The following is a 25,032-nucleotide window of genomic DNA, read 5'->3' on the forward strand; positions in this document are numbered from 1 at the left end:
GAAATCATGCTTAAAAAATTAACCATATGCCTCGCATTGCTTGCCGGAGCGGGTGCTTGTACCAATGATTTTGAGGAAATCAATGTCAACCCGAATGCACCGAGCAATGTGCCGGTGGATTACTTGCTGGGGCAGTCGCAATTGCTGCTGACAGGCTCCGCGAGCGGCCCTGCGTCGAAAGCTTGGCGGGCCAATTTCGGGTACGCGGCTTGCCTGATCCAGCAAATGTCGTCCATCGACGCGACGTTTTATAAAGGCAGTTTTTATACATTTTTGGGAGAAATCAACTCCGCGTTTTTTGATAACTCCTATACCTATGCTGTAAAAAGCATGGTGAACCTGATCGAGGTTGCTAAGCAGGACCCTAAGAATGTGAATGTGCTTTCAATGGCGCGCATTATTAAAGTAATGGAGTTCTCCCGCACCACCGATTTGTATGGTGATATCCCTTATTTCGAAGCGGGTAAAGGCTTTATAGACGGCAATTTCTCTCCAAAGTACGATGCTCAGCAGGCTATTTACATGGATATGCTGAAAGAGCTCGAAGAAGCGGGCAAGGCATTCGATGCGGCCCAGTACATTCCCAAAGCGGCCGACTACATCTACGGCGGCGACCTCGACAAATGGAAACGTGCGGCCAACTCGCTCATGCTGCGCCTGGCGATGCGGATGCAAAAGGTGGATCCGGCGAATGCGGAACTTTGGGCCAAAAGGGCCATCGATGGCGGGCTGATCGCCGGCAATACGGAAACCATCGCGGTGAAATTTGCGAACACCGGCGCGGAGATCAACTCGAATCCGAACTCGTGGATCCTCGGCCCAAGCGGTTCGAACATTACCAATATCCCGAACGCGGGTGTGCAATGGGCCAAAACGCTGATCGATATGATGAAGGAGCGGCAGGACCCGCGTCTGCCCGTGATCTCGATGATCAAAGGCGGTGATAACAGCATTGCCAAACAGCGCGGCCTGCCGAATGCGACCGATGCAACCGGATTATCAAAACTCGATGAAAAGAACCTCGATAACTACTCGCGTCCCGCAACCGGCGTGATCGGTATCGCATTGCCGTGGATTTACATGAGCTATGCCGAAACGCAGCTGCTCAAAGCGGAGGCGATCGAGCGTGGCTGGGTGACGGGCAATGCCAAAGCTGCTTTTCAGGAAGGGCAGTCGGCCGCACTGGGGCAAATGTCATGGGCTAATGCGACTATTTCGGGTACGGATATCGCTGCCTATGCGGCCAAAAATCCTTATCCGGAAGCCGGAACACTGGCTGCGAAAATGAATGCGATCCACACGGAGGTATATTTGCTGTCGGCCAGTACTTTTAACCATATTGAGGGCTGGGCCAACTGGCGCAGAACGGGTTACCCGGTGCTGACGCCGGTGAATTACCTCGGCAACGATACCAACGGCCAGATCCCTCGCCGCCTGCGCTACCCGCTCAGCGAAGAGGGTATTAACCCGAACTTCAAAACGGCGATCGAACGGCAGGGGGCGGATGTGTTTATGACGCGTATCTGGTGGGACAAGCAATAGGATCAGATGGAAAATTCACGCAGGAAGTTTATTAAAAATAGCGCGGCAGTCACAGCTGCCCTTGCCGCCCCGATCGTTGGAACGGGGGCGCAAGCCCTGGCCGCGCAAGCGTCGCAGACGGCGGCCGCCGCATTTGCCAAAGACGGCGGTATGCAGTTCTGCCTGGCGCATTTCTTCGGTATCGATCCCACCCGCATCGCGCTTTCGAAGCAAATGCAGGTAATGGGAGCGGTAGGGGGGATCAACCCGCAAAGCGTGGGCCTCAGCAATGTGAAAAACTGGGAGTACGAGGCCATTGTGGCCGTGCGCGATTTCTGGAAGCAGCACGGCATTATCTACCGCGTAGTTGAAGGCCCGCCGTCGCTGTATGAAAAAACCAAGCTGGGGCTCGACGGCAAAGACGAGGAGATAGAGACTTTTATCAAGTTTATCCAAAACCTTGCGAAAGCCGGTATCGACACGGTTTGCTACAACTGGATGCCGGTCATCAGCTGGGCGCGCACAAAGCTCGATAAGCCCTCACGCGGGGGCGCACTCGTGAGCTCGTTCGACTACGAAGACGTAAAGGATAAGCCGCTCACGAAATACGGCGACTTCACCCATGAAACCATGTGGAAGAACCTCGAATACTTCCTCAAAGCCGTGGTGCCGGAAGCCGAAAAAGTAGGCGTGAAGCTCGCATTACACCCGGACGACCCGCCGGTGGACAAAATACAGGGCATCCCACGTATTATGACTTCCGCGAATGCATTCAAACGCCTGATCGAGATCGTCCCCAGCCCGAGCAATGGCATTACGTTATGCCAGGGCACATTCGCAACCATGGGAGAGGACATCCCGTCGGTGATCAAATACTTCGGCAGCCGTAAAAAAATCCACTTCGTGCACTTTCGTGACGTTCGCGGCACGAAAACGAATTTCGAGGAAACCTTCCACGACGACGGCAAAACCGACATGTACGAGGCCATGAAAACCTATTACGAAATAGGCTTCCGCGGCCCCATGCGCCCCGACCACGTTCCTACCGTCGCCGGCGACAGCAACCAGAATGCCGGTTACAGCAACTACGGCGCGCTGTTCGCGATAGGGTACATGCGGGGGCTGGTGGAGGCGGTGGCGAAGAATGATTGAATGATTGAATGATTGAATGACTGAATGTGTGAATGACTGAATGAGTGAATTTTGAATGACTGAATGGAGCTCGGTCAGGAGGTCATTTTTAGTCAGGTGTTGTTTGATTACATATTAAAGCAACCCATGACTACCCCTGACCATTTTTTGACTATTCACTCATTCAATCATTCGCTCATTCACTCATTCAATCATTCAAAATTTCATTGCCATTTAGCCAGCAATTCCTTAAACGCATCCTTATACAAATCCCCCACCGGAATATCCACGCTGCCGATATGTACCGCACTTTTGCTGATCGAGTCTACCTTGCCGACGGCCACGACGAATGAGCGGTGAATGCGGATGAACTTGGCGGACGGCAGCTTTTCTTCGATGGCTTTCAGACTGCTGTGCGAAACCACCGGGCTGCCGTTGGCCTGGTGGATTTTGACGTAATCCTTGAATGACTCAATGAAGAGAATGGCGTCGAAGTCGATGCGCACCAGCTTGTAATCCGATTTGACGAACAGGTAATTTTCGCTCGAATCCAATTCGGGTTCGTTGGAGCCTTCGCGCTGGTTCTCGAAGTACTTTTTGGCTTTCATAGCCGTCGCCAGGAACTGGTTATAACCGAACGGTTTGAGCAGATACCCCAGCGCGTCGACCTCATATCCTTGCACGGCAAACTGGTTGTAGGCCGTCGTAAACACAATCCGCGTTTTGGTCTCAGGGCTCTGGCTGAGCACCTTGGCCAGTTCCATGCCCGTTAGTTCAGGCATTTGAATATCCAGGTAAACCAAATGGATGTTTTCCTTCGTGATCACTTCCAGCGCGTCCAGCGCATTGATGTACCGGCCGTGCAAATGCAGGAATGGCGTTTGCTCCACAAATGAGCTCACCAGGCCCAATGCGAGCGGCTCGTCGTCAACGGTAATGCAATTCAGGGTCATGCTTGGTATGGTTTACGTCAGGTTGATGGTCAGGTCTACGGTATAAGTGTTCGCGCGTTCGTCGGTATGGATTTCCAGGCGGTGCTTTTCAGGGTACAAAAGGTCGAGACGTCGGCGCGTGTTGGTAAGGCCGATGCCGCCGCTTTCGGTTCCAGCCACATTCTGCGCCGGGAAAATATGGTTTGCTACATGGAGCTTCAATGCGCCATTTAGTAAACCCGCGTGAATCCTGATTTCGGACTCTTGGGAGGCGTTAATGCCGTGTTTAAATGCATTTTCAATGAAAGGCAGCAGCAGCATCGGCGCGATGGGGAAATCGGGCACAGGCTCGTCGCGGGTGTATTGCACATGGCTGCTGCTTTGCACGCGCAGTTTCATTAATTCGATGTAGTCGTCGATGAACGCGAATTCGCGGCTGAGCGGGGCGACGTCCTGCTGCGTTTCATAGAGCAAATAGCGCATCATGCGCGAGAGCGTAAGCGTAGCCTCGCGCGACTCCTCGACATTGGTGTACGACAGCGCGTATATATTGTTGAGTGTGTTAAAAAAGAAATGCGGGTTGATCTGCGCCTTCAAAAGTGCTAGTTCCGACGTAATGTTCTGTTTTTCAACGGCGTCGCGCAGGCGTGCGTCGGCCTGCCACCGCTGGATCACAGCCATGCTGGTACTTACGCCTATCACCAGCAATGTGGTCATGAGGAGGATACCATCAATGATGTGCCGGGGCTTGGGAGGACCTCCGCGGTGCCTTGGACGGGGCATAATATGCTCCATGTGCCGACGGATTTCCAGCTGCTGATCGGCTATTTTACTAACCGCCAGCATTAATACAACCAATGCAATCACCCACAGGATGAATACGAAAATCCTGTTTTTCAGCAGATAATTCGGGACGAGATAGTGGGAGTTGAAATAGAACAGGGCTACGAGCAACCCGAAATTCAGGAATTGTTTTACCCAAAATACAGCGGGCAGACTCACACCCCATGATAACGGCTGGTAAAATACAAGTACAAAGCCGAGCAAAGCCCATGCAAGCAAATGCATCGCGACCACTACGCCGCCTTTTGTGTTTTCTCTGGTCATTGACGTAAAAATAGCAGGCAAACCGCGGTATTTGACAATACTGAAAGGGTGTTTCGACGTATCGCGGTTTTTGCCGGTTAAAGGGCCACTCTTTGGCGACAGGCCGACAAACCCGCCCGAATACCTTTCTGTCCGACCGGTTTGTCGGGTAAAACAGCCCATTCAGCTACACTTTCGGGCTCTCCGTCCAGCCGGTTTTTATTCGCGGGTTACATTAATTCTCTTTGTATTAGGTAATCCCCGACGGGCAGTCCCGGACGGGCAGTCCCAGACGGGCAGTCCCGGAAGTGATTGGTAGACCCGCTGAATGATCCATTGAAAAGTAAGAAACTATGCTCAAATTCCTGAATAAAATCATTTTCGACCCGAACGACTTCCGTTCGGTCATCGCGGCGTGCATTGCGGGGAACAGTCAGGCTCAGCATATTTTGTTTAAAAAGTACTTTGGTTACGCCAAAAGCATTTGCCTCCGGTATACCTATTCGCCGGAAGAGGCGGAGGAAGTGCTTAATGAGGGGTTTTTCAAGGTTTTTAATAACCTGGAAAGATATGACCCCGAGCAGCCCTTCAAGGCGTGGCTGCGGACGGTGATGGTCAACAACGCGATCAGCTATTTCCGCAGGAATAAAAAGCACTATGCTGCACGCACGGCGTTCGACGAAATCCCCGAGCCGGGCATTGCCGACGATGCGGTTTCGGAAATCACCGCGGGCGAGATCATGCAGCTCATTCACGAGTTGAAGCCAATCTACAAAACGGTATTCCTGATGTATGCTGTGGACGGTTACAGCCATAAGGAAATTGCCACCATGCTGGAAATCAACGAAGCTACCGTGCGCTCGCAGTACGCACGTGCGAGAGCGCAGTTGCAGGAGGTGATCACGGTACATTACCCGGAGCTCGCAGGCCAGTACGCGATGCTGTCGTTCTAAAATTTCCCTATTTCCCCATCCAAACCTTGAAGTCGTGGGCGCGTTCGCGGCTTACGATTGTTTCCTTATCGAGCGCCGGTTGCAGCGTAAGCGCCAGCCGGTGGTTATAATATGCCTGCATTTGGGCCACAGCCTGGTGTGTCACGATCAGCGCGCGGTTGACCCGGAAAAACCGGTCGGGATCCAGGAACTCGTCGAGCTCATCCATTTTGTAATCCACTACAAATTTGTGCCCCAGGTGGTTTTTGAAGAATGTCAGGCCATTGTCTATATAGAAATAGGCTATTTCCGATGTTTCGATCGATAGCAGGCGGGCGCCTTGTTTAACCAGGAACCGCTTGCGGTATCCAGGTACGGGTGATTGCAGATGCAGGCTCTTCAAAATGGCTTCCAGGTTGAGCTGCGGAGTGGCCGCCGGATTGGCTTTACCGGGAGCTACAAGGTCGTAATACTTGCGGACCGCCCGTTGGAGGTCTTCCTGCTGCACGGGTTTCAACAAGTAGTCGATGCTGTTCACTTTGAATGCCTGCAAGGCATATTCATCATAGGAAGTGGTGAAAATGACCGTGCTCTGGATCTGAACACGGTTGAATATCTCGAAACTCTGCCCGTCGGCAAGCTCGATGTCCATAAAGATGATATCCGGCTCCGGCTGGCCGTTCGCCCGGTTTTCGGTAATCCATTCCACGGTCGCCGCAATGCTGGGTGTAATGCCGCGTACTTCGAACTCCGGTGCGGTTTCTTCCAACAGCTTGGTCAGCTTGCGCACGGCCAGTTTTTCATCTTCAACAATTAATATATTCATGCATTTGTGGTTTTCGGCGTGATCAGCGGCAGGGTGACTTTAAAGAACTGCGGGCCGTCGTCGATCACGGGTGCGCGTTCGGAAAGCAGTTCGTATTTCGCCATAATGTTGGCCAGCCCAAGGCGCGTTGACTTCACCGGCGTCGATTTGATGCGGCGGTTGTTGCTGATTTCGAGCAGGTCTTCGCCCACCGAGCGAATAGATACCCGCAGCGGGTTGGATTCGAGGATACTGTTGTGTTTGACGGCGTTTTCCAGCAGCAGCTGCAAGGTGAGCGGCGGTATTTTTTTATCCAAATCCTCATCATTGACATCGATCAAGAGGTCGAAACCGATGTCGTACCGGGTACGGAGCAGGTGGTAATAGGAGCTGATAAAACGGATTTCGGCGGAAAGCGACGTTAGTTCGTTCTGGTTGGTTTGAAGCAGATAGCGGTAAACTTTGGCCATTTCATCCACAAACTGCTCGGCGCGTTTGGGCTCATCCGCGATCAATGCGGAAAGGGTATTGAGGCTGTTGAACAAAAAATGCGGGTTAACCTGGCTTTTTAAACTCTGCAACTGCCCCTGCATACCCGCGCGGCGAAGCGCTTCCTTATTGATTTGCAGCGTTTTCCATTTGTTTAATGAGTAATTGATTTCGTAGAGGCCCGTCAGCAGAAGCACGGCCACGAATTCGAAAATATAGACATTGACCATCATCCGGGCATCGAGCTGCGCTTCGAACGGCCTGAAATGCATGATGAAAACCATGTAGGAAGTCACGAAGACGAACGTTAGGATCCAGAATGCAACGGCTGTAAGCGCGCTCCGTTTAACCGACGAGTCGAACGAGGGGTATTTCATGGCAATGTACCGCGCTGCCCAGTCGTGCGGCACGAATGCGAGGATCGTCATGAGGAAGATCATCAGCGTGCCGCCGATAAAGTTGTACAGACTGGCCAGATACGGCTCGCCGATGAGCAGATAGCTGATTGTAGGGACAAACCACGGCACGAGCAATGCGAAAATCCACCTGCCGAAAAGGCTCAGCCATATCTGACGGCCGATTCCGTTGTAAATGACGTTCGGGATCATGTGAATATCAGGGGCAGGATGATCGCAAATTCGTGGTCGTCTTCTTTCAGCTGGACTGCGCCGGCGCGGTTGAAGAGAAATTTGTACCGGTTGATCAGCATCGGAATTCCCGGCGTGTCCGGCGGCATAGTGAGTGTTTTAGCCTGGCGGTTGTGCCGGAATTCCAGCTGGCCGGTTTCCGTGGTGGCAATGCTGATGTGCAGCGGACGGGTGGAGGACACCATATTATAGTGAATGGCATGGTCGATCAGGATCTGGAAGGTGAGCGGTACCATTTGCCCGCTCAGGAATACTTCCTTCATATCCAGTGAAATACTGATCCCGGCCTCGAACCGCGTTTCGAGGAGGTATATGTAGGATTTGATAAAACGCAGCTCCGAATCGAGCGTCACGAGAATATCCTCCTTGTCGGGACCGTTCACACTCAGTTGATAGCGATACACTTTCGCCATTTCATCCACGAATTTTTCCGCTGTACCGGGCGCGTCGGTGATCAAAACCGAGAGCGAATTGAGGCAATTGAACAGGAAATGGGGGTTAACCTGCTGTTTGACGGCTTCCAGTTCCGTTTGCAGCTGCTTTTCCTGCATTTGCTCGACTTCGTTCTGGTTGGTCCGCCATTGCCGGAAGGCGTAGGTCAATTCGGTAAGCCCCGCCGCGATGAGCGACCCGCTCAGGATAAAAAAGCTCACGCGCAGCGCCCAGAAGAGATCAAAACCGGCGCCGACAAGACCGGTTTGGTGGTATGCCGGCAATGCAACCCAGAAAAACGCCACGTTCACCACACCATAAACCCCGAACCACAGCGCAACGCGGTAAATGGACTGGTCGGTATCGGGCAGCAGGCTGGTCACCTTCGGCGAAAGTGCGACATCAATCCGGTAAGCCGCCCCTATGATAGCCATATTGATGGCGCTGCCGGTGATAAACAGGTGTGAATCGGAAAAATAGCGCTCCTGCCAAAGTCCCATTCCGGCCAGCAACGTCACCCCGACCCATACCAGCAGCGATGTGGTAATGCCAACCGGCTTTCGGCCGAGTTTTGCCAGATAACTTTCAGGGATCATTTGCACGCGTTTTCATTTCATGCAAAAATAAAGCGGGTAGTGTCCATTCGGAAGCAGGTGCGAATTAACCGTCGTATTTCCGGCCCAAATCGTCGCAAAACATTGCCTAATCTGATTTTATCCAGCAAAAGGCATTGTTAATTGAGTAAATGGCTGTTTCAGTTTACCCCCCGATTTGGCGTATTCATGAGGTAAAAGTTACAATTCAACCGGGTCGCTGTTTTCTGCCGCCTCTTCTTATACCACTTTTGTATCACAGCAAGGCCAAGCATCTGTTAGCCATAAAAGTCAATCAAATTTTAGCCATGAAAGTAAATAACCAATTGCCAGATCAATCCATGAAAAATCAATCCGTCCTTTCACCCATGCAGAACCTGTCCATCATGTCGTCGGGCGGCGCTCCGTCGGGCAGCACCGGCGAAATGAAACACGTCCCTACGATTACCGTTTACAAGTTTGGGAAAGCGATCTCCGTGAAGTCCAGCGATATTACTTGCCTGGAAGGTGTTGGTAACTACACATTTGTGTACACCCGGCACGAAAAGCACCTGGTTTCGAAGTGTCTGAAAGAGGTTCAGGATGAGCTGAGCAGCGATTTCTTACGCATTCACAAATCATACAGCATCAACGCCCGCCACATTACGTCCCGCTGGCCTGATTATATTCACCTGAGCTGCGGCAAAGTGATTCCTATTGCGCGCAGGCGCATTCGTGAGACACACGAGATATTGGGAAGAATGGCGCTTTCAGCGTAGCAGACCAATTTATGCAGATAATTCACCGTCAGGATTTATGAACGCTCGTAAATCCTGACGGTTTTTGCTTAATACGCCCATTTTACATAAGCCGAAGCCCAGGTAAAACCGGCTCCGAAGGCAGAGAATATCAGGTTATCCCCTTTTTTGAGCTGTTTTTCATAATCCCACAAGCAAAGCGGAATCGTAGCTGCGGTGGTATTGCCGTAATGCGCGATGTTCATCATCACTTTGTCCATTCCTACACCCATGCGGTTGGCCGTGGCCTCGATAATGCGGCGGTTGGCCTGGTGCGGTACCAGCCACGCCACGTCGTCGTGGGTAAGGTTGTTTCTTTCCATCATTTCCGCTGAAACGTCGGCCATATTGCGAACAGCCGATTTGAAAACCTGCTGGCCGTCCTGGTGCAGGTAATGCATGCGGGCATCCACGGTTTCGTGGGTTGCCGGGAACCTGCTTCCGCCTCCGCGCTGCATGAGGTTGTTGTAACCCACGCCATCGGCCCGGATGAGCGTATCAATCACTCCGTAGCCTTCGGTGTTCGGTTCGAGCAACACCGCGCCGGCTCCGTCGCCGAAGAGAATGCAGGTACGGCGGTCGGTGTAATCCATCACGGCCGACATTTTGTCGGTTCCTACCACCACCACCTTTTTGTATTTGCCGGTTTCAATGAACTGCGCCCCAAGTTCGAGGCCGTAAACGAAGCCGGAACAGGCGGCATTCACATCAAAACTACCGATGTTGCGGATGCCTAACTGATCACAAATGAGGTTGGCGGTACTCGGGAAAACGAAATCGGGGGTAATGGTAGCGCAAATGAGGAGGTCTATTTCAGCGGGATCGGTGTTGGTTTTTTCGAGGAGGCCCTTCACGGCGCGGGCTCCCATATGCGAGCTTCCGAGTCCGGGTTCTTTCAGGATGCGGCGTTCTTTGATGCCGGTCCTGCTCACGATCCATTCGTCGCTGGTATCAACGAGTGTCTCCAATTCGGCGTTTGTGAGAATATAGTCGGGTACATATCCTTCAATGCCTGAAATGGAGGCTTTTACTTGTTTCATATTCGATTCTAATACTGGTAAATTTCGCTGTTTGGGGATTCTTTTGCCCTAAACAACAAATATGCATCACAAAAGTGCGCATTTCTCCACCTTTCAATGGATTTTTTGGGAAGTTAATTTGAAAAGGAAGTTCTACGGAACAATGCGTATTTCGACACGCCGGTTGAGCCTGCGGTTCGCTTCGCAATCGTTCGGCGCGGCGGGCAGCCCGCTGCCGAAAGCCCTTCCGCGGATCCGTCCCAGCTCAATGCGCTTCGAGAGCAGGAACTTTTTGACCTCGTCCACACGGTCGTACGAAAGCAGGAGGTTTTTGCGGGGATCCCCCACGTCGTCGGTATGCCCGGATAGTTCGATCCGCGGCGCGGTGTTCCTGACGAGGTAGTCGGCCAGGATTTCCAGTTCCTGGTTGCTCTCAGGCAGCATCGCCGGCTCGCTTTGCGTAAAAAGGAGTACGGTTTCGATTTCCTCCTTTAAATCCAGTTCTGAGACGGCGACTGGCTCCGCTTTGCAGGAATCGCTGTTTTCTATCGGTGTTAAATAAAAAATCTTCGTTGGGCGAAGCGTACGGGCTGCTATCACTTCCGAATGCGTTTCATAGCCATCGGCGTGGATCGAGATAACCCCCATATCCTTGGCCGACATTTTAAATTGATAGGCGCCATCCTCGTAAAGCGGAACAACGAGGTCTTCCGGCCGTTGTCCCACCACCATGATCGTGGCCTCGATGGGGCGCAGGGTATATTTGTCGAGAACACGTACGGATACGCGCGAGCGTTGCGGGATGATTTTTTGCTGGTCCGGGGCGAGGTCCGGCCGTTGCTGTCCGTGCGCGGCAAAACCCGAGATGACGGATAAAAGCAGGATGGTTGTAAAAGTTTTCATTCAATCTCCGGTTAGGTTGAACAATCGTATTTTACAAGCAGGAATTATTTTTATAAATATATGAAGGTTATTTATAGGTAATACAATATGCAGCCGGTTTTTTCAGGGCAGCACCTTGAAATTGGCACGGGGAACATACAATGGGGCCGGGCTGACGCCATAGCCGTATACCGACAGTTTCGTTTGCGGCGGCTCGTGAGCTGACAAGTTCACTTTGCGGTTCCGGAATAACTTTTCGAGCTCGTCTTTGATCAGGACGGGCGCCTTCCAGGGTTCCAGTTTCATTTTCCTGCTGAAAAGCCTCGGCACTTCCTCCTTCACTTTGAGCGGGAGCTTGTCCAGTTCCGGGTCAAACTGAATGCTGATCGTGTACCAGACGGCAATCGGTTTACCGTCTTTTTGGGCTGGTGTCCATTTAGGCATCATGCGGATGAGCCGCAGCGCTTCGTCGTCCAGCTCAATGCCGGGGCTTTTGATGATCCGCCCGCTACTGACATTACCGTCTTCGTCGATCAGGAAAGAAACCTGCACTGGCCCCTGCACACCCGATTGCAGTGCGTCTTCGGGGTATTTCAGATTGTTGGCAAGAAATTTCGTCAGGCCTCTGAAATACGGCCAGCGGTCGAGGCGCAGGGAAGAGCCGCTTTCGCTCGACGGGTTTGTTTCCACTTCTTTTTTCGAAAGTTTCGACTGCCCTTTCAAGCGCATGGCCAACACTTGCGGCCGTGTTTTCAGCGCAATGAGGTATTCGGTAGTGGATTTTACAATGGGAATTTGCCGCGATTCAAAATCCGGATGCTGGATAACCAGTGTCCCGTTCAACGGTGCGTCGGCAATTTCGAAGCTGCCCGCGAGGTTGGTGACGGTACCGCGTTCTGATCCCGCAATCAGGATGGCTGCATTGGCAACCGGGCGCGACAATTCATCGGTGATTTTGCCGGTAATCCGGGCGGTTTGGAAAAAAGCGGACCGGATATCCAGGCTGTCGGAAACCGGGTGTGCGGTTGCTACCGTACCCCAGGTTGCAGCAACGGCGAGCATCGCGAGGGTGATGTATTGGGGAAACAGCGGTGGAGGTATTCTTTGCAGCATGAGTTTCCAGGTGTTTGAAATGGCCGATATTCACTCAACTATACCTTTTTTTCATAAACGATTGTATTTCAAATATAGGATACGCAAATAGCAGCAGAATGCGTAATTTTTTCAAAAAAAATCGATGGTTGACGTGTCAGCCGGTGGATCATTGGAATGGGCTTATTTTGCAAAAACCTTTTACATTCGGCCGACTAGTAATTCAATCATCCATCAACAACACTATTCACGCACGCCTTCTATGGAAAATCTGCAAGCGAACATCCTGTTCTACAACTCACCTGCGGGGAACGTTAAGGTTGAGGTTATTTTTAGTGATGAGACTTTTTGGCTAAACCAAAAGCGGTTGGCAGAGCTTTTTGGCGTGGACGTTCGAACGATAAACGAGCATCTTCAAAATATTTTCAGTTCCGGTGAATTGGAACGGGACCCAACTATCCGGAAAATCCGGATAGTTCAAAAAGAAGGGAGCCGGAACGTGGCTCGCGAAGTCGATTTCTACAATCTTGACGCCGCCATTGCGGTGGGTTACCGTGTCAACAGCTTCCAGGCGACGCAGTTTCGCATATGGGCGACCCGGACTATAAAAGAATTCATTATCAAAGGGTTTGTGCTCGATGACGAGCGCTTGAAACAAGGGAAAAAGTTTGGGAAAGACTATTTCGACGAACTGCTTGCTCGCATCCGGGAAATCAGGGCAAGCGAGCGACGTTTCTACCTTAAAATCACGGATATTTTCGAGCAATGCAGTATCGACTATGTCAAGGACTCGCCCGATACTCAAAAATTCTTCAAAATCGTTCAGAATAAGCTGCACTACGCCATTTCCGGAAAGACAGCCGCGGCCATTATTGCGGAAAGGGCGGACGCGGAAAAGCCCAATATGGGTTTGCAAACTTTCAAAAATGCGCCCTATGGTAAGGTGCAGAGAGTGGATATCGGTATCGCCAAAAACTATCTCATTGAAAAGGAGATAAAGGAATTGGAAAGAATTGTTTCGATGTACCTGGATTATGCCGAAAATCAGGCGGCAAGGCAGATTCCCATGAAAATGGCTGATTGGGCGGGTAAGCTGGACGCATTTTTGCAGTTTAATGAGTACGAGATCCTGAAAGACGCGGGGAAGGTGAGTCATGAAGTAGCTATGCGGCTTGCGGAAGAGCAGTTTGAAAAATTCCGCGTGGATCAGGACAAAAATTTTGAAAGTGACTTTGATAAGGAGTTGAAAAAGTGGAAGTTGATGTAGCGTTTTCGGAAATTAAGCAGATATGGAACATTACTACAAAACGCTTTTCGAATACATTTCCCGCATGATAACATTGCCGGAGGCTGACCAGCAGTCGGTACGCAGGTCTTTCAAACCGGTGTTCTTTCCGAAGGATACGGTGATAGAAAAAGCGGGTGAAGTGCCTGGTTATCATAATTTTATTGTGTCCGGATTTCTCCGGAATTTCCATTTGGACGAGGATAACAATGAAATCACGACGGATCTGAACGACGGGCCTCGGTTCTTTACATCCTATTTCCATTTTATGAACCGCACGGTTTCGAACGAAAATCTGCATTGTATTACGGATTGTGAGCTCTTGCGGATCAGCCGGGACGATGTCGATATGACGGCGGCGCGCAGTTCTACACAGAAGGATTATACCATCCGCATTTTGCAGGAGCATTTGCAGAAAGATAAAGAGCGGATCACCGACATGGCCAATCTGACGGCGGAAGCGCGTTATGCGAAGTTTGTCAGGGAGAACCCCAATATTATCCGGAATGTGCCCTTGAAATACATAGCTTCCTACCTTGGCATTACCCAGCGGCATCTCAGCCGGCTCCGGAGCGATAGCCCCCCGGATACTTCCACACAAAAATAAAACCGCTTATCCGCATTGGACATTTGTCTAACGCGGCGGGGCATGACCGGCTTTAAGTTTGACAAAACTTAAACGTCCGATATCATGACCGAACAGCTTTCTACTCCTTCCATTCAAGCTCAATTCCGCCCTCAAAAACTACTGAATCTGGCCGCAACCACCTGGTATGTGGTGACGACGATCGGGCAATGGGCGTTTGGCATCTACGTCATCGGGTTTTACGGTAAAAGTACCGCCTCGGGTGACCTGGCAAAATGGAACCAGGTGCTGCCGCACGGCTATGTGAAGGGAGATTGGATGGGTAACCTCGTTGTGGGGCTGCATGTTTTGTTAGCAGCGATTCTCGTGCTGGGCGGGCCGTTGCAATTGCTGCCGTTCATCCGAAGAAGAGTGCCACGGATTCACCGGTGGCTGGGGCGAATTTATGTAACTACCGCCTTGATCGTGGCCACAGGCGGCTTTGTTATGGTATGGACGCGTGGAGCCGTTGGTGACTTTGTGCAGCATATCAGTATCAGCATTCAGACGATCTACATTATACTTTTTGCCTTGCTCGCGTGGCGTTGTGCACGTGCGAGGCAGTTTGATCAGCACCGTAAATGGGCATTACGGTTGTTTATGGTCGTGAGCGGTGTATGGTTTTTCAGGATTGGGCTGATGTGCTGGCTGGTACTGAACGGCGGCCCTGTGGGCTTTGATCCCCAAACTTTCAGCGGGCCTTTTCTCACCGCGCTCGCGGTGTTCACTTATGCTTTACCAGCTTCGCTCGGAATCCTTGAATTGTATTTCTACGCGCAAAAAGCGGCGAAACGGGGCGTCATAACAGTCGTTGCGCTGCTGATATTCATCCTGACCGCCCTGATGGCCGTCGGCATTTTCGGAGCGATAGCCGGGATGTGGTTGCCGAGGATCGGGTAGGGCTGTTCCCAATAATAATCCGGTATCTGTATCTGTTTGTATTGATCATATTTTATGAGCTTTGCCGGAAATGCAATCAACTATTTGTTATGAATGAGCCTATTGAATTGATTATCGCCAACAGCGAAGCACATTTCGAAGACGGGAAGAAGTTGTTCCGCGAATACGCCGCGTCGTTGCCGATTGACCTCGCTTTCCAGCGTTTCGAGGAAGAACTCGATACCGTGCGGGAGCAGTATGGGCCGCCGTCGGGCGGGCTGGTGCTTGCGTATGCGGGCGAGCGTGCCGTGGGCTGCGCGGGTGTGCGCAGCAAGGGCGCGCGGATCGCTGAACTGAAACGGATGTACGTCCAACCGGAATTTCGCGGACATCGGTTGGGAAGGTTGCTGCTGGAACGTTCCATTGCCATCGCAACGGATTTGGGATATCAAAAACTCCGGCTCGATACGCTCGCGAGCATGACGGGTGCACGCAAGCTGTATGAATCATTTGGGTTTGAAATCATACCGGCTTACTACGATAACCCGCACGAAGATGCCATTTATATGGAAAAGACGCTTTGAGCAGCAGTGGATTCAGCGATAACGCTTCATCAGCAATGATAACGGCCAGAAAATGGCGGTAACGAGCGCCTTGCTCCAATTCGGGCGTTCGGGGTTTTCCCGGCATGCTTTCACACAGTACCAGGTCAGAATGAACAGCGAAATGATCAGTGCACCAGCCATACTTTTTGAAGTTTGATTGATAATATGTTGTAAATTAATATATTATCCAGGGGTAGCTAAAATATTCGTACCGGCGGCAAACTGAGCCGGACGGAAGGGCTTGACCCCGGCATTTGTTTAAATTTTCCATTCAAAACGTCTTCTGCTATGCAAAACAAGTTTTTGACTTTGCTGTTGAGTGTCTGCATTCACCTGGTGAGCCAGGGGGCAAAATGCCAGACGGGCGAAACGATATCGGATAGTGACGGAAATACCTATTCCGTCAAGATCATGCCCGATGGAAACCAATGGATGACGCAGGATTTGAATGTGCAAGTGGATAGTTCCTGGTGCTTTGCGGACGATCCTGTCAATTGCAAGGTGTACGGACGGTTGTATACCTATGCCTCGGCAGCGAAGGCCTGCGAGATGCTGGGTAATGGATGGCATTTGCCATCACGCAAGGATTGGGAAGTTCTGTCAGACCATTACGGAGGGGCCAGCAATAAATCGAAAGACGGCGGTAAAACAGCCTACAAAGCATTGCAAACGGGAGGAGAATCGGGCTTCAATGCTACGCTCGGGGGCAATCGGGAGCTGGCAGAAGGAAAGTATGCCCGGTTAAACGCCCATGGTTTCTATTGGACAAGCACGGAAATCGATGTGTTGACGGCCTGGAATTTCAATTTCGGCGCCGGGGGCAAAGCGCTGCATTGCCAGGACGGGATGGAAAAGCGAGAGGGGGCGTCGGTCCGTTGTATCAGAGCGACGGCGAAGCATTGATATCTGTCCGGATTCCCCCGCGATAATGTCCGTTTCACACCGTCTTTGATGGAAATGGAGCCTTTAAATTTGTGTTGTTCATTGAATGTCAGTAATCAACAATTAAAGTCACCAGATTATGTCAGCACAAGATTTCAGCGCGACGATCGTCGTGGATCAGACACCGGAAGCAGTTTTCGAAGCAGTGACCAACGTTCGCGGATGGTGGTCCGAAGAAATTGAAGGAAATACGGCAGCCCTGAACGACGAATTCAAATACCACTATGAGGATGTGCACCGCTGCCATGCCCGTTTGGTCGAAGTCGTTCCCTCGGAAAAAGTGCTATGGCTCATTCTGGACAACTACTTCAAATTCACCGAAGATGAAAAGGAATGGACCGGCACGCATGTTATTTTCGAGATTACCCGCAAGGGCAGCCAAACACAGCTGCGTATGACGCACCAGGGACTCGTTCCGGAGGTCGAATGCTTCAACATCTGCCGCGACGCGTGGAGCTTCTACATTAAAGACAGTCTCTACAACCTCATCACCACCGGTACCGGCAAACCGAATGCCACGGGCAAGCCTCAGACCAAGAATGAGAAGGCGATCGTGGGTGCGGAAGAGTAGCACAAGGGGTTCTGGGGCCGAAGGCGTCGTTATTTAGCAGGCTTGGGATATTTTTTCAGGGTTTCAGCCATGCGGAGCGTCTTCAAAACGATGCTATCCGTCTTTTGTGGGACGTCATGATCCCCCTCGCGTTTTGTGCGGAGAGAAGCGTCTTTTGATGCGGGTTTTGTTACAATCGAAGACATAAACTGAGTGCGTTAAATTCAAATTTATCGATTATTTCACCGACAACAAAAAAGCATCAAAGTTGATACCTGGCCGGAATTCAATAAATCCAACCTCATTGTCTCTGATCAACCCATATATTTGCAGATTTTCAGGAATCAGGTGGTGATGCCGGGCAATTTCACGTTGATACAAACGTGTCCTGGCGGGCGTACTTCCTTCGGCGTACAATGAAGCTGAGGGGTTTGTTTTGAGAAAATCCAGTGACACATTGGCTATTGTTGCGAGTATATGTTGAAAATCGCCATTTCTAAGCTCAGCGACATCATCAATAATATGCTTGTCAGAATCCCAGACACCAAATCCTAAATTGTAATAGGTGCCCGGGTAATCCTTCGGCCGGGTAATGAAAACTCTTAGCTGAAAATTTCCGCTTCGGCCCGCACTGAAAAATTTGCAGGCATAAGCGACATCTAGAAATGGGAGGTATGCTTCGTAATCGGAAGTTTTCAGTTGTTGGGTTTGATATTTGGGAAGGGTCATACAGTTATCGATACCTGTTGTAGCCAATCCGTTCGGATTGGCCAACGGGTTGATGACCAATATTTAAATGATTTGGTGTTTATTCCAAATTGTAATGCAAACCAATTTTCAAACGGCAGATTAATTTTCCTGTGACTGATCCGCAGCCGTCGATAAGGAGTAACTGCGAGGCGTGTGGTAACTTTAAAACGGATAATGCCGCATTCCCCCGTCAACAACAACCGAAGCCCCGGTGACGTAACTCGCACGGGGAGAAACAAGGAACACGGCCATATCGGCCATGTCCTGCGGGTGGCCGAAATCACCCAGCGGGATTTCTGTTTCAGCAAATGTCTTGCGCTCTGCGTCGGAAAAATACGGGCGGATATTCGCGGTGTCGATCAGGCCGGGTTGCAGCGTATTCACCCGGATGTTGTACTTCCCAACCTGCGCAGCCAGTTGTTTCGACCACACTGCCATACTGGCCTTGGCGACGGCAGATACGTTAATGCTCCGCAGCTCATAAGTGCTGGTGAGGTTTAGGATGGCACCTTGCCGCCGCCCGATCATATGCGGAAGTAATTCCTGCGTGAGCTGGCGGGGCCGGTCGAAGTCCAGCGCCATCGAGTCATTCCAGGGCTGCTCCGGGCCGGTGATGGCTACCGGGCGACTTTGTCCGGCATTGTTGATGAGGATATCCACTTCACCCAAAGCAGCCAAAGCAGCTTGCGCGATGCGCTGCGGGCCGTCCGGAGCGGTAAAATCCTGCACGAAAACAACCGGTGCAATGCCTGTTTCCGCGGCTACTTCCTCCCTGAGGTTATTCAGGAGCGCTTCATTCCGCGCGGTGGCGAATACACGCACGCCTTCTCTGGCCAGTTCTTTTACAATGGCCCGGCCGATTCCCTGGCTGGCCCCGGTTACTACGGCTGTTTTTCCTTTCAAATGCAAATCCATGACTGTGTTTCGAATGTGTTAAAAACTGGTTGCAAACGTAACGGGAAGCATCTAATTTTGGATGCTATACAACCAATTGTGGGGTACTAACAAAAGTGTAAGTAATGGGTGCCAGAAAACAGAGTTCGACCTATACCAGCAATGAGAAATACATTGTGGAATGTGACCTTACCTATGCCGTTAACAAGATCGGAGGCAGGTGGAAAATTTTGATAATCAGTAAACTGGAAAAAGGGAAAATGCGGTTTGGAGAGCTGAAAAAGGAATTTCCCTACATTACAGAGCGCATGCTGACACTGCAATTGCGCGCGCTCGAACAGGATGGGCTGGTCAAGCGCACGGTGTATGCGGAGGTGCCGCCCCGCGTGGAGTACGAGCTCACCGAAATGGCAGCGGCCTTTGGTCCGATCTTCCAGCAGCTCAGCGAATGGGGCGGAAAGCACCGGAAGCTTTTCAATTGAGTTTGTAGGCGTCGGCCAGTTGCATGAGCCCTTTCCGGTCGGCGATATTCAGTTTTTCGAAGATACGCCGCCGGAATGTGCTTACAGAGGTGTATTGAAGCTGCATAAGCTCGCTGATTTGCGTAATGCTATAATCCTGAACGATGTACATCGCTACCTGAAACTCCCGGGGCGTCAGCTGGTCGAACGGGTTCGATGCTTTCCCGTTCAGCGTATCGTTTACAATGGCATCGGCCAGATCGGTACTCATGTATTTCTTTCCGGAGAGCACGACATCCACAGCCTTGATCAGCTCCTCGGGCGAGGCGTCCTTCTCAATGTAGCCGTGCGCACCCATTTGCAGCGCCCTTTTTCCGAAAACCACTTCGTTGTTCATGGAAACGATCAGCACTTTCGTATCAGGGTGAAAATTTCTGATCCAGTGCAGGATCGTGCTGATGTCGGTGTCCGGCATGCTCAAATCCAGCAGCACCAGGTCGTAAGTGTTGCCTTTGAGCTGGCTCATCGTCGACTGGCCGTCCCAGCTTTCGTCGATCTCCACGTCGGTGAGGTGGTTGATGAGTGCAACTTTCAGTCCGTAGCGAACCAGTGAATGGTCGTCGGCAATCAATATCTTTTTCATAACGTAGTAAAGTCCGTCGGAGCGGTGTCCGTCAAAATAGCGTCTGTTGTGTTAGGTTGGCCTTGTAAAAGTCCGGAAATCGTCACAGTGGTACCCTGTCCGACCATGCTGTTTACTTCCAGTTCGCATTCAAGCCGCGCTACGAAATCGATGATGATCTGGTAGCCAAGGCGGCCGCTTTGTTCGATACCCTCGGTCGTGAGTACATTTTCGATGCGCCGGTTGATCTTGCTCAGGTCGGCCGGCGACATACCACGCCCGTTGTCCGACACCGAAAGCCGCAGGTGTTTTTCGTCAAGCTTATCGAGTTCCACCCTGATATGCCCCCCGGTTGTGTATTTATTGGAATTGTCGATCAGGTTGCGGATCACCGCTTTCAGGATCTCACGGTTGGTAAAAAGCTCCCAGTTGCCGGGATTGACGAATTCCAGCGTATTGTTTTTTAACAGGAGCATTTCTTTGAAGAATTCCCTCAGCTCGTCCGCCAGGCCATCGAACGGGAACGGCCGCTTGCTCAGGAAGAAACCTTCCTGCTGCGATTTGGTCCACAGGTTAATCTCCTTCACAAATGCGTGGATGTTGGTAGCCGCCTTTTTGATTTCCGCGGTTCCGTTCCGCACGTCTTCGAACCGTTCTTTGTCCAGTGCGGCGGTTACGTGATCGGACAGCAGGTTCAGAAAATGCAGCGGCGATTGCAGGTCGTGGGCGAGGAGCAGGGTAATCTTCTCTTTCAGCTTGTTGCTGTATTCAAGTTGGCGGGTGCGTTCGAGGACCTGGGCTTCCAACTGTCTTTTTCGTTGCGTCAGGTAATGGTAACGCAGTTTTACCACCACATAAAAGGAGAATGCCAGCAGGCAAACTGCGAAAAGTATGGCGTACCACGTCTGATACCAGAATGGATTCACTGTTAAATTCTTGACGAGCAGATTGACGTTGTTACGTCCAAAACCGGCCTTTTTTCTAACTTGAAGTGCATAGTTGCCGTAACTCAGCCGGTTGAGCGTAATGGTCAGGTTGCTGTTTAGCGGGTACCATTCATCGTCCAGCCCTTTGATATTGTATTCCAGATACTGATTCTCCGGCAACCCGAAATAAGGGGAGGCCAGCGTGACCTCAATGCGATTGAAAGAAGGCGGAAGCCGCAGATCGCTGCTGAATGGCTGTTGTTTGCCGTCGACAACAAATTGATCGATCAATATCCGCGAATTGGGAAGGATATCGATGACGCTGTCGGGATATACTTGCACCAGGCCTTCCATCGAGGGAAAAGAGAATTTCCCATCCGGGAATGCCACGGAAGGCGGGTCGCAGCCTCCGTTGAATTCATTGTTGGCGAAGCCATTGCTTTTATCATAATAATAGTAGAACACGCTCCTGGCTTTTCCGTCGAGGAAGTCGTACAAATCCTGGACCTTGCATTTGAAAAGCCCGTGATTGGTGGTCATCCACAGGAAACCCTTCCGATCTTCGAGAAAGGTGTGAACGGCGAGCAGGTAGCCGTTGCGGTCGAGCGGAAGGGCAGTGGCTTTGCCATTGCGGACTGCGTAGAAACCCTGGCCGTAGGTCCCGGCCCAGAGTGTCTTCCTTTTATCCAGGTAATAGGCTCTTACTTCCTTCCCTGCCGTTCCCGGGATTTCCCGGGAGGTGAGTTTTGCTACATTCGTGAGAAACAAACCTTTCCCGTCCGAAGTCCAGAACTCCGTGTTGTTTGCAGGGAAGAAAGTCTGGGCTTGCTTTGGAGGTAGATTGAGCCAGCGGATCGAATCACCGTCGATTTTTCCCAGTTTTCCGGACGATGAATTGAGCCAGATAGTCCCGTCAGCGGTTTGCGCGAATTTTCCAAATGGAATATCCAGGTAAAATTTGCGGATCAATTTCAAATCGGGGCTATGCTGCTCTACGTACCGGGAAGCTCTGTGCAGCCACACATTACCGTCCCTGTCCACAAGAATGCCCGCTCTCGAAAACAGCGGAAACGGATCGCCCGTGATGGTGCCCGTGGTCAGAATGGCCCCATGGTCGGTGAGGATGCCATTATTTTTGTACAAATGCTGGCTGTAAAAATTGTTGCTCGTCCCGGGTATGCCTACTGTTTTAAACTGTTTCTTTCTGAAAATGTATACACCGTTGGTGTGCGTGCCCACCACCTGAATACCCGATTCGGGAATGTTCAGGTAGCTGGTGATATCGCCAATATCTTCCGTTTTCAGGATCGGTTTGCATATCAATTCCTTACTTTCGTCTGCCCTCAACTCATAAAAGGTGTAGGCGTTGCGGAGGAAAAGGCGCTTGCCCTGCTGGTACAAATGCGCATCTTTCCCAAAATCGATGATGCCGCCGCCGGCTATTCTGGTAACCACGGTGGACTCTTTTCCTGTGGAATCAATGCGGAGGATATGCCCGTTCGGCTCGACAAAATACATGCTGTTGTCCAGCATCCCCGCTTTGTCGTAGGCCAGGGTGGCGGTATCGAAGGTTTTCCGAAATCTTAACTTCTTTTGATGCAGGTACATCACAAAGATATCGCCCACACATAAAAAGCCATCCCCCGGGGCTCCGACCTGATAGTATTTCGAGTCCGCTGCGAAAGTTCCAAACAGCGATTCGACGGCCCGGCGGTCTGCCGGTATCAGGTTTTTGATCACGTCAACCTGGTCGTTCAGCGATCGCAAGATCACCGATGTGTTTCGGAGTCGCGGATGCAGGACATAGGGCTGGTTGTTCTGATCAAAAGAAATGACTTTAAAACTGGTATCCTTGAAGTAGATCGAGCTATCGCCCGTGTGCCCGAGCTCGATGATGCGGTTGGTGACCAGCTGCGGTATGTTCCTGAGGTTATAAGTGGCAAAATGCGTCCCGTCAAATCGCACGAGCCCGCCCTGAGTGGTCATCCACACGAACCCGTTTTTGTCCTTCCGGAGCTGCATGACGCTGTTTTGCGGCAGGCCGTTGTCGCTCGTATAATGTTGTGCCGTGAAATCGGAGATATCCTGCCCCGACGTATGCAGTACGGCCGTGAGAGAAATGAGAAGGGTTATAATCTTCACAAGTTTCATAGCCGGGTCAAGAGAAAGTGCCGTCATTAAAATGACAAAGTGAGGTCGGATTCAAGGGTGCAATAATAGCTTAGTTTTGTAATAAATTCTACGTGTTGTGTAAACATTTCTAGCCGGGGTGCCTGTTATTAATGCTTCAACTTATTAAGCGGTTTTCGCTATTTTTGACGCATGGCGCGCAATCTGATTGTCAAGGATCTTCCCGAACTGTATGAAACGATGGGACTGCCGGTCGACCCGGTGGATGCGTCGTCGGGCCTGACCGTCCATTACCTGCAACAGACCTTCACCGAATTCCCGTTTACATCGGTACCATTCCGGCCGAATTATTTCAGCTTTCTGTTTATTCAGGAAGCATTTGGTAAGTACACGATCGACGACCAGTGTTTCGAAGTGCGGCCTGGCACCGTGTACTTCACCAACCCGGGCAACTACCGCATTTTCGAATGGTATAGCATTACCAACACCTGCCTGATCACTTTTAATGAGGCTTATTTGAAGGAAAACGTGCACGAAGATGTTTACCGCGATTTTTCCTTCCTGCTGACCGAAACGGTCGAGCCGCGTGTCCTGTCCGACGAGCAGTTTACCGTCGTCAGGCAGCTTTACCAGCAAATTCACAGCGAGCACCGCGGAGTGTCGCCTTACAAGAACAGGATCATCGGGAGCCTGATGGTCGCATTGCTTTTAAAGATCAAGGAACACTTCTTTCAGGATTATAACCCTATTTATGAAGGAAACCGCAGCTCGCAGATCGTGAAGACATTCAAGCGAAATCTTGAACTGCATTTCAGGGACCTCGTGAACGGCAAAGTCGACATCCCGTTACGGGTACAGGATTATGCCGACCTGCAATCCTTACACGTCAACTATTTGTCGAGCGTAATCAGCAACAAAACCGGCAAATCAGTCAGCGCATGGATTGCCGATAAAACCGTCGCCGAAGCCAGGGTGATGTTGCAGAACCCGGCCCTGAGCATCAAGGAAATCGCCATTCGGTTAGGCTTTCTCGAAGCGCCCCATTTTAGTAATTATTTCAAAAAGCACACCTCGCAAAGCCCGGCGGAATATCGGAAGCTGCATGTTGGTTGACTCAGCGGATTTCTTCGAATCCAAATGCATTGTTATCCAGCAGGAGCATTGACATAAGCCAGTTTGTACGTTCCTCTTCTTCCGGCAATGGATCGCGTGTCCATACCGACCATCCGTCGATATGCCGGTAGTACTTCGCGAAAATTTGCTCAGAAAACGCTTTGGATTCGTGGAGTTTGCCCCGATAAAACTCGTAGACTTCGGAACTCCTTTGGGGCAGCTTTGCCTTTACAAACGCTGCCACGGCCCGCGTGGGTTCGTCCATCCAGTTCTCAAACGCGATATAGTCAGGAATGATACAGGAGGTGTAATGTTCTAATAATCTGTATTTTAGTTGAATGGGAGCGTAGGTTTTTTTGTGGCGGAAATGGTCAACGAGTATCCTCTTTCTTTGATCATGTAAAAAAGCCCTGTAATTGACTCTGAGATAATCGATTTTGGTGCGATCAGCCATGATTGACAATATCATATGCGACTGATCGAACACAATAGAGGGAATCAGCGTCGCTTTCAGATAGTCGACTTTTTCCTGAGTTCGTTCGAGCCAGGTTTTATTCGAATTATCTTGCTCAACAAGACTTTCGATATGCGTCTTCCGCATTTCTTCCATTCGCAGCCGGTATTGCAGCATTTGGTCTTCATTCAGGAGATCTTGAAACACACTATATTCAAAATCCCACTCTTCCCAGGCCGAGAATATATGCGTGTGCGAGCACGAATCTCTCATGTTTTCGTAGCTGAGTACCTTCTCCGCCTGTTCGGGACTGAGATTGAGCTGATGATATCTTGCCTGAACAAATCTGATTTCCTCCTTTTCCATGGTTATTAATTTGCTGGTCAGCTAATATATCAATGCGCCGCCAATTTTCAGATCAATAAAATGGCTCCTTTTTAAGAGTAGTTACATCGGGCC

27 protein-coding genes are annotated in these 25,032 nt (G+C 50.9%); 12 read left to right on the forward strand and 15 right to left on the reverse strand.

The genetic code is table 11. The annotated features are described in order from the left end of the window. Positions 1-6: 6 nt before the first annotated feature. Positions 7-1,542 (forward strand): SusD/RagB family nutrient-binding outer membrane lipoprotein, encoded by a 1,536-nt coding sequence (locus CLV60_RS06755; RefSeq protein WP_106594617.1) that lies wholly within the window; start codon positions 7-9, stop codon positions 1,540-1,542. A gap of 6 nt (positions 1,543-1,548) precedes the next feature. After that, entirely contained in the window at positions 1,549-2,673 is a 1,125-nt protein-coding gene (locus tag CLV60_RS06760) for a mannonate dehydratase (protein WP_106594618.1), read from the forward strand. A 203-nt stretch (positions 2,674-2,876) separates the two neighbouring features. Here the strand turns inward: CLV60_RS06760 and CLV60_RS06765 are convergent, their stop codons facing one another. Both CLV60_RS06765 and CLV60_RS06770 read right to left on the reverse strand, forming a co-directional pair. Next, positions 2,877-3,605 carry a LytR/AlgR family response regulator transcription factor gene (locus tag CLV60_RS06765; RefSeq protein ID WP_106594619.1) on the reverse strand — a complete coding sequence of 243 codons (729 nt, stop codon included), beginning with the start codon at positions 3,603-3,605 and terminating at the stop codon, positions 2,877-2,879. Between the two features lie 12 nt (positions 3,606-3,617). After that, positions 3,618-4,691, reverse strand: a complete 1,074-nt coding sequence (locus CLV60_RS06770) for a sensor histidine kinase (RefSeq protein ID WP_106594945.1) — start codon at positions 4,689-4,691, stop codon at positions 3,618-3,620. Between the two features lie 332 nt (positions 4,692-5,023). Here CLV60_RS06770 and CLV60_RS06775 point away from each other — a divergent pair, with 332 nt between their 5' ends. Beyond that, positions 5,024-5,623, forward strand: a complete 600-nt coding sequence (locus CLV60_RS06775; RefSeq protein ID WP_106594620.1) for an RNA polymerase sigma factor — start codon at positions 5,024-5,026, stop codon at positions 5,621-5,623. Positions 5,624-5,630: 7 nt separating this feature from the next. On the opposite strand, the gene CLV60_RS06780 is transcribed toward CLV60_RS06775, so the two are convergent. Genes CLV60_RS06780 through CLV60_RS06790 form a run of 3 tightly spaced genes read right to left on the reverse strand, consistent with a single transcriptional unit; the run spans position 5,631 to position 8,571 of the window. Then, positions 5,631-6,428, reverse strand: coding sequence for a LytR/AlgR family response regulator transcription factor (locus CLV60_RS06780; RefSeq protein WP_106594621.1), 798 nt, complete (start codon positions 6,426-6,428; stop codon positions 5,631-5,633). Further along, a complete protein-coding gene (locus CLV60_RS06785; protein WP_106594622.1) occupies positions 6,425-7,504 on the reverse strand; it encodes a sensor histidine kinase in 1,080 nt (359 codons plus the stop codon). Before CLV60_RS06785 ends, CLV60_RS06780 begins: the two co-directional genes overlap by 4 nt. Further along, positions 7,501-8,571 carry a sensor histidine kinase gene (locus CLV60_RS06790; protein ID WP_106594623.1) on the reverse strand — a complete coding sequence of 357 codons (1,071 nt, stop codon included), beginning with the start codon at positions 8,569-8,571 and terminating at the stop codon, positions 7,501-7,503. Before CLV60_RS06790 ends, CLV60_RS06785 begins: the two co-directional genes overlap by 4 nt. 338 nt (positions 8,572-8,909) lie before the next feature. Between CLV60_RS06790 and CLV60_RS06795 the strand changes: the two genes are divergently transcribed. Next, a complete protein-coding gene (locus CLV60_RS06795; RefSeq protein WP_229210851.1) occupies positions 8,910-9,326 on the forward strand; it encodes a LytR/AlgR family response regulator transcription factor in 417 nt (138 codons plus the stop codon). A gap of 68 nt (positions 9,327-9,394) precedes the next feature. Here the strand turns inward: CLV60_RS06795 and CLV60_RS06800 are convergent, their stop codons facing one another. From CLV60_RS06800 to CLV60_RS06810, 3 genes are all read right to left on the reverse strand, one after another. Next, positions 9,395-10,384 (reverse strand): beta-ketoacyl-ACP synthase III, encoded by a 990-nt coding sequence (locus CLV60_RS06800; RefSeq protein ID WP_106594625.1) that lies wholly within the window; start codon positions 10,382-10,384, stop codon positions 9,395-9,397. Between the two features lie 132 nt (positions 10,385-10,516). Beyond that, positions 10,517-11,266, reverse strand: a complete 750-nt coding sequence (locus CLV60_RS06805; RefSeq protein WP_106594626.1) for an OmpA family protein — start codon at positions 11,264-11,266, stop codon at positions 10,517-10,519. A gap of 102 nt (positions 11,267-11,368) precedes the next feature. After that, the gene (locus tag CLV60_RS06810; protein WP_106594627.1) at positions 11,369-12,358 is read right to left on the reverse strand and encodes a TonB family protein; all 990 of its coding nucleotides are present in this window, start codon (positions 12,356-12,358) and stop codon (positions 11,369-11,371) included. Between the two features lie 241 nt (positions 12,359-12,599). Between CLV60_RS06810 and CLV60_RS06815 the strand changes: the two genes are divergently transcribed. The 4 genes from CLV60_RS06815 (at position 12,600) to CLV60_RS06830 (ending at position 15,710) form a co-directional block, all read left to right on the forward strand. After that, positions 12,600-13,604 carry a virulence RhuM family protein gene (locus CLV60_RS06815; RefSeq protein WP_106594628.1) on the forward strand — a complete coding sequence of 335 codons (1,005 nt, stop codon included), beginning with the start codon at positions 12,600-12,602 and terminating at the stop codon, positions 13,602-13,604. Between the two features lie 22 nt (positions 13,605-13,626). Next, on the forward strand, positions 13,627-14,229 hold the full coding sequence (locus CLV60_RS06820; RefSeq protein ID WP_106594629.1) for a Crp/Fnr family transcriptional regulator: 603 nt from the start codon (positions 13,627-13,629) through the stop codon (positions 14,227-14,229). An 84-nt stretch (positions 14,230-14,313) separates the two neighbouring features. Next, entirely contained in the window at positions 14,314-15,147 is an 834-nt protein-coding gene (locus CLV60_RS06825; protein ID WP_106594630.1) for a DUF2306 domain-containing protein, read from the forward strand. A gap of 89 nt (positions 15,148-15,236) precedes the next feature. Beyond that, the gene (locus tag CLV60_RS06830; protein WP_106594631.1) at positions 15,237-15,710 is read left to right on the forward strand and encodes a GNAT family N-acetyltransferase; all 474 of its coding nucleotides are present in this window, start codon (positions 15,237-15,239) and stop codon (positions 15,708-15,710) included. Positions 15,711-15,722: 12 nt separating this feature from the next. Here CLV60_RS06830 and CLV60_RS34205 read toward each other — a convergent pair whose 3' ends face one another. Beyond that, a complete protein-coding gene (locus tag CLV60_RS34205) occupies positions 15,723-15,872 on the reverse strand; it encodes a hypothetical protein (RefSeq protein ID WP_170118724.1) in 150 nt (49 codons plus the stop codon). Between the two features lie 147 nt (positions 15,873-16,019). Between CLV60_RS34205 and CLV60_RS06835 the strand changes: the two genes are divergently transcribed. Beyond that, positions 16,020-16,634: an FISUMP domain-containing protein gene (locus tag CLV60_RS06835; protein ID WP_106594632.1), complete on the forward strand. Its 615-nt coding sequence runs from the start codon at positions 16,020-16,022 to the stop codon at positions 16,632-16,634. 118 nt (positions 16,635-16,752) lie between these two features. Further along, the gene (locus CLV60_RS06840; protein WP_106594633.1) at positions 16,753-17,244 is read left to right on the forward strand and encodes an SRPBCC family protein; all 492 of its coding nucleotides are present in this window, start codon (positions 16,753-16,755) and stop codon (positions 17,242-17,244) included. Positions 17,245-17,273: 29 nt separating this feature from the next. Here CLV60_RS06840 and CLV60_RS34210 read toward each other — a convergent pair whose 3' ends face one another. The 3 genes from CLV60_RS34210 to CLV60_RS06850 all read right to left on the reverse strand — a co-directional run bounded on the left by CLV60_RS34210 (position 17,274) and on the right by CLV60_RS06850 (position 18,888). Next, entirely contained in the window at positions 17,274-17,429 is a 156-nt protein-coding gene (locus tag CLV60_RS34210; protein WP_170118725.1) for a hypothetical protein, read from the reverse strand. A gap of 31 nt (positions 17,430-17,460) precedes the next feature. Beyond that, positions 17,461-18,012 carry a DUF6934 family protein gene (locus tag CLV60_RS06845; protein ID WP_106594634.1) on the reverse strand — a complete coding sequence of 184 codons (552 nt, stop codon included), beginning with the start codon at positions 18,010-18,012 and terminating at the stop codon, positions 17,461-17,463. A gap of 123 nt (positions 18,013-18,135) precedes the next feature. Next, positions 18,136-18,888 carry an SDR family NAD(P)-dependent oxidoreductase gene (locus CLV60_RS06850; RefSeq protein ID WP_106594635.1) on the reverse strand — a complete coding sequence of 251 codons (753 nt, stop codon included), beginning with the start codon at positions 18,886-18,888 and terminating at the stop codon, positions 18,136-18,138. A 104-nt stretch (positions 18,889-18,992) separates the two neighbouring features. Here CLV60_RS06850 and CLV60_RS06855 point away from each other — a divergent pair, with 104 nt between their 5' ends. Next, entirely contained in the window at positions 18,993-19,349 is a 357-nt protein-coding gene (locus CLV60_RS06855) for a winged helix-turn-helix transcriptional regulator (RefSeq protein WP_106594636.1), read from the forward strand. On the opposite strand, the gene CLV60_RS06860 is transcribed toward CLV60_RS06855, so the two are convergent. Together CLV60_RS06860 and CLV60_RS06865 are read right to left on the reverse strand one after the other, a co-directional pair. Then, positions 19,342-19,971: a response regulator gene (locus CLV60_RS06860; protein WP_106594637.1), complete on the reverse strand. Its 630-nt coding sequence runs from the start codon at positions 19,969-19,971 to the stop codon at positions 19,342-19,344. The genes CLV60_RS06855 and CLV60_RS06860 overlap by 8 nt on opposite strands. Next, on the reverse strand, positions 19,968-23,027 hold the full coding sequence (locus tag CLV60_RS06865; RefSeq protein WP_106594946.1) for a sensor histidine kinase: 3,060 nt from the start codon (positions 23,025-23,027) through the stop codon (positions 19,968-19,970). Before CLV60_RS06865 ends, CLV60_RS06860 begins: the two co-directional genes overlap by 4 nt. Before the next feature lie 171 nt (positions 23,028-23,198). Between CLV60_RS06865 and CLV60_RS06870 the strand changes: the two genes are divergently transcribed. Continuing rightward, complete coding sequence (locus CLV60_RS06870; protein WP_106594638.1) at positions 23,199-24,119, forward strand: helix-turn-helix domain-containing protein; 921 nt, start codon at positions 23,199-23,201, stop codon at positions 24,117-24,119. Between the two features lies 1 nt (position 24,120). Here the strand turns inward: CLV60_RS06870 and CLV60_RS06875 are convergent, their stop codons facing one another. Next, positions 24,121-24,939, reverse strand: a complete 819-nt coding sequence (locus CLV60_RS06875; protein ID WP_106594639.1) for a hypothetical protein — start codon at positions 24,937-24,939, stop codon at positions 24,121-24,123. Positions 24,940-25,032 lie beyond the last annotated feature (93 nt).

This window comes from Dyadobacter jiangsuensis (genome assembly GCF_003014695.1).
Classification (GTDB): Bacteria; Bacteroidota; Bacteroidia; order Cytophagales; family Spirosomataceae; genus Dyadobacter; species Dyadobacter jiangsuensis.

Bases quoted from the DNA above. Each gene is read 5' to 3' on its own strand.
- CLV60_RS06835 (WP_106594632.1), top strand. From the start codon at position 16,020: ATGCAAAACAAGTTTTTGACTTTGCTGTTGAGTGTCTGCATTCACCTG.
- CLV60_RS06755 (WP_106594617.1), top strand. From the start codon at position 7: ATGCTTAAAAAATTAACCATATGCCTCGCATTGCTTGCCGGAGCGGGT.
- CLV60_RS06805 (WP_106594626.1), bottom strand. From the start codon at position 11,266: ATGAAAACTTTTACAACCATCCTGCTTTTATCCGTCATCTCGGGTTTT.
- CLV60_RS34210 (WP_170118725.1), bottom strand. From the start codon at position 17,429: ATGTCTTCGATTGTAACAAAACCCGCATCAAAAGACGCTTCTCTCCGC.
- CLV60_RS06860 (WP_106594637.1), bottom strand. From the start codon at position 19,971: ATGAAAAAGATATTGATTGCCGACGACCATTCACTGGTTCGCTACGGA.
- CLV60_RS06855 (WP_106594636.1), top strand. From the start codon at position 18,993: ATGGGTGCCAGAAAACAGAGTTCGACCTATACCAGCAATGAGAAATAC.
- CLV60_RS06870 (WP_106594638.1), top strand. From the start codon at position 23,199: ATGGCGCGCAATCTGATTGTCAAGGATCTTCCCGAACTGTATGAAACG.
- CLV60_RS06810 (WP_106594627.1), bottom strand. From the start codon at position 12,358: ATGCTGCAAAGAATACCTCCACCGCTGTTTCCCCAATACATCACCCTC.
- CLV60_RS06795 (WP_229210851.1), top strand. From the start codon at position 8,910: ATGAAAAATCAATCCGTCCTTTCACCCATGCAGAACCTGTCCATCATG.
- CLV60_RS06785 (WP_106594622.1), bottom strand. From the start codon at position 7,504: ATGATCCCGAACGTCATTTACAACGGAATCGGCCGTCAGATATGGCTG.
- CLV60_RS06765 (WP_106594619.1), bottom strand. From the start codon at position 3,605: ATGACCCTGAATTGCATTACCGTTGACGACGAGCCGCTCGCATTGGGC.
- CLV60_RS34205 (WP_170118724.1), bottom strand. From the start codon at position 15,872: ATGGCTGGTGCACTGATCATTTCGCTGTTCATTCTGACCTGGTACTGT.
- CLV60_RS06775 (WP_106594620.1), top strand. From the start codon at position 5,024: ATGCTCAAATTCCTGAATAAAATCATTTTCGACCCGAACGACTTCCGT.
- CLV60_RS06770 (WP_106594945.1), bottom strand. From the start codon at position 4,691: ATGACCAGAGAAAACACAAAAGGCGGCGTAGTGGTCGCGATGCATTTG.
- CLV60_RS06760 (WP_106594618.1), top strand. From the start codon at position 1,549: ATGGAAAATTCACGCAGGAAGTTTATTAAAAATAGCGCGGCAGTCACA.
- CLV60_RS06815 (WP_106594628.1), top strand. From the start codon at position 12,600: ATGGAAAATCTGCAAGCGAACATCCTGTTCTACAACTCACCTGCGGGG.
- CLV60_RS06865 (WP_106594946.1), bottom strand. From the start codon at position 23,027: ATGAAACTTGTGAAGATTATAACCCTTCTCATTTCTCTCACGGCCGTA.
- CLV60_RS06780 (WP_106594621.1), bottom strand. From the start codon at position 6,428: ATGAATATATTAATTGTTGAAGATGAAAAACTGGCCGTGCGCAAGCTG.
- CLV60_RS06830 (WP_106594631.1), top strand. From the start codon at position 15,237: ATGAATGAGCCTATTGAATTGATTATCGCCAACAGCGAAGCACATTTC.
- CLV60_RS06825 (WP_106594630.1), top strand. From the start codon at position 14,314: ATGACCGAACAGCTTTCTACTCCTTCCATTCAAGCTCAATTCCGCCCT.
- CLV60_RS06790 (WP_106594623.1), bottom strand. From the start codon at position 8,571: ATGATCCCTGAAAGTTATCTGGCAAAACTCGGCCGAAAGCCGGTTGGC.
- CLV60_RS06820 (WP_106594629.1), top strand. From the start codon at position 13,627: ATGGAACATTACTACAAAACGCTTTTCGAATACATTTCCCGCATGATA.
- CLV60_RS06840 (WP_106594633.1), top strand. From the start codon at position 16,753: ATGTCAGCACAAGATTTCAGCGCGACGATCGTCGTGGATCAGACACCG.
- CLV60_RS06800 (WP_106594625.1), bottom strand. From the start codon at position 10,384: ATGAAACAAGTAAAAGCCTCCATTTCAGGCATTGAAGGATATGTACCC.
- CLV60_RS06850 (WP_106594635.1), bottom strand. From the start codon at position 18,888: ATGGATTTGCATTTGAAAGGAAAAACAGCCGTAGTAACCGGGGCCAGC.
- CLV60_RS06875 (WP_106594639.1), bottom strand. From the start codon at position 24,939: ATGGAAAAGGAGGAAATCAGATTTGTTCAGGCAAGATATCATCAGCTC.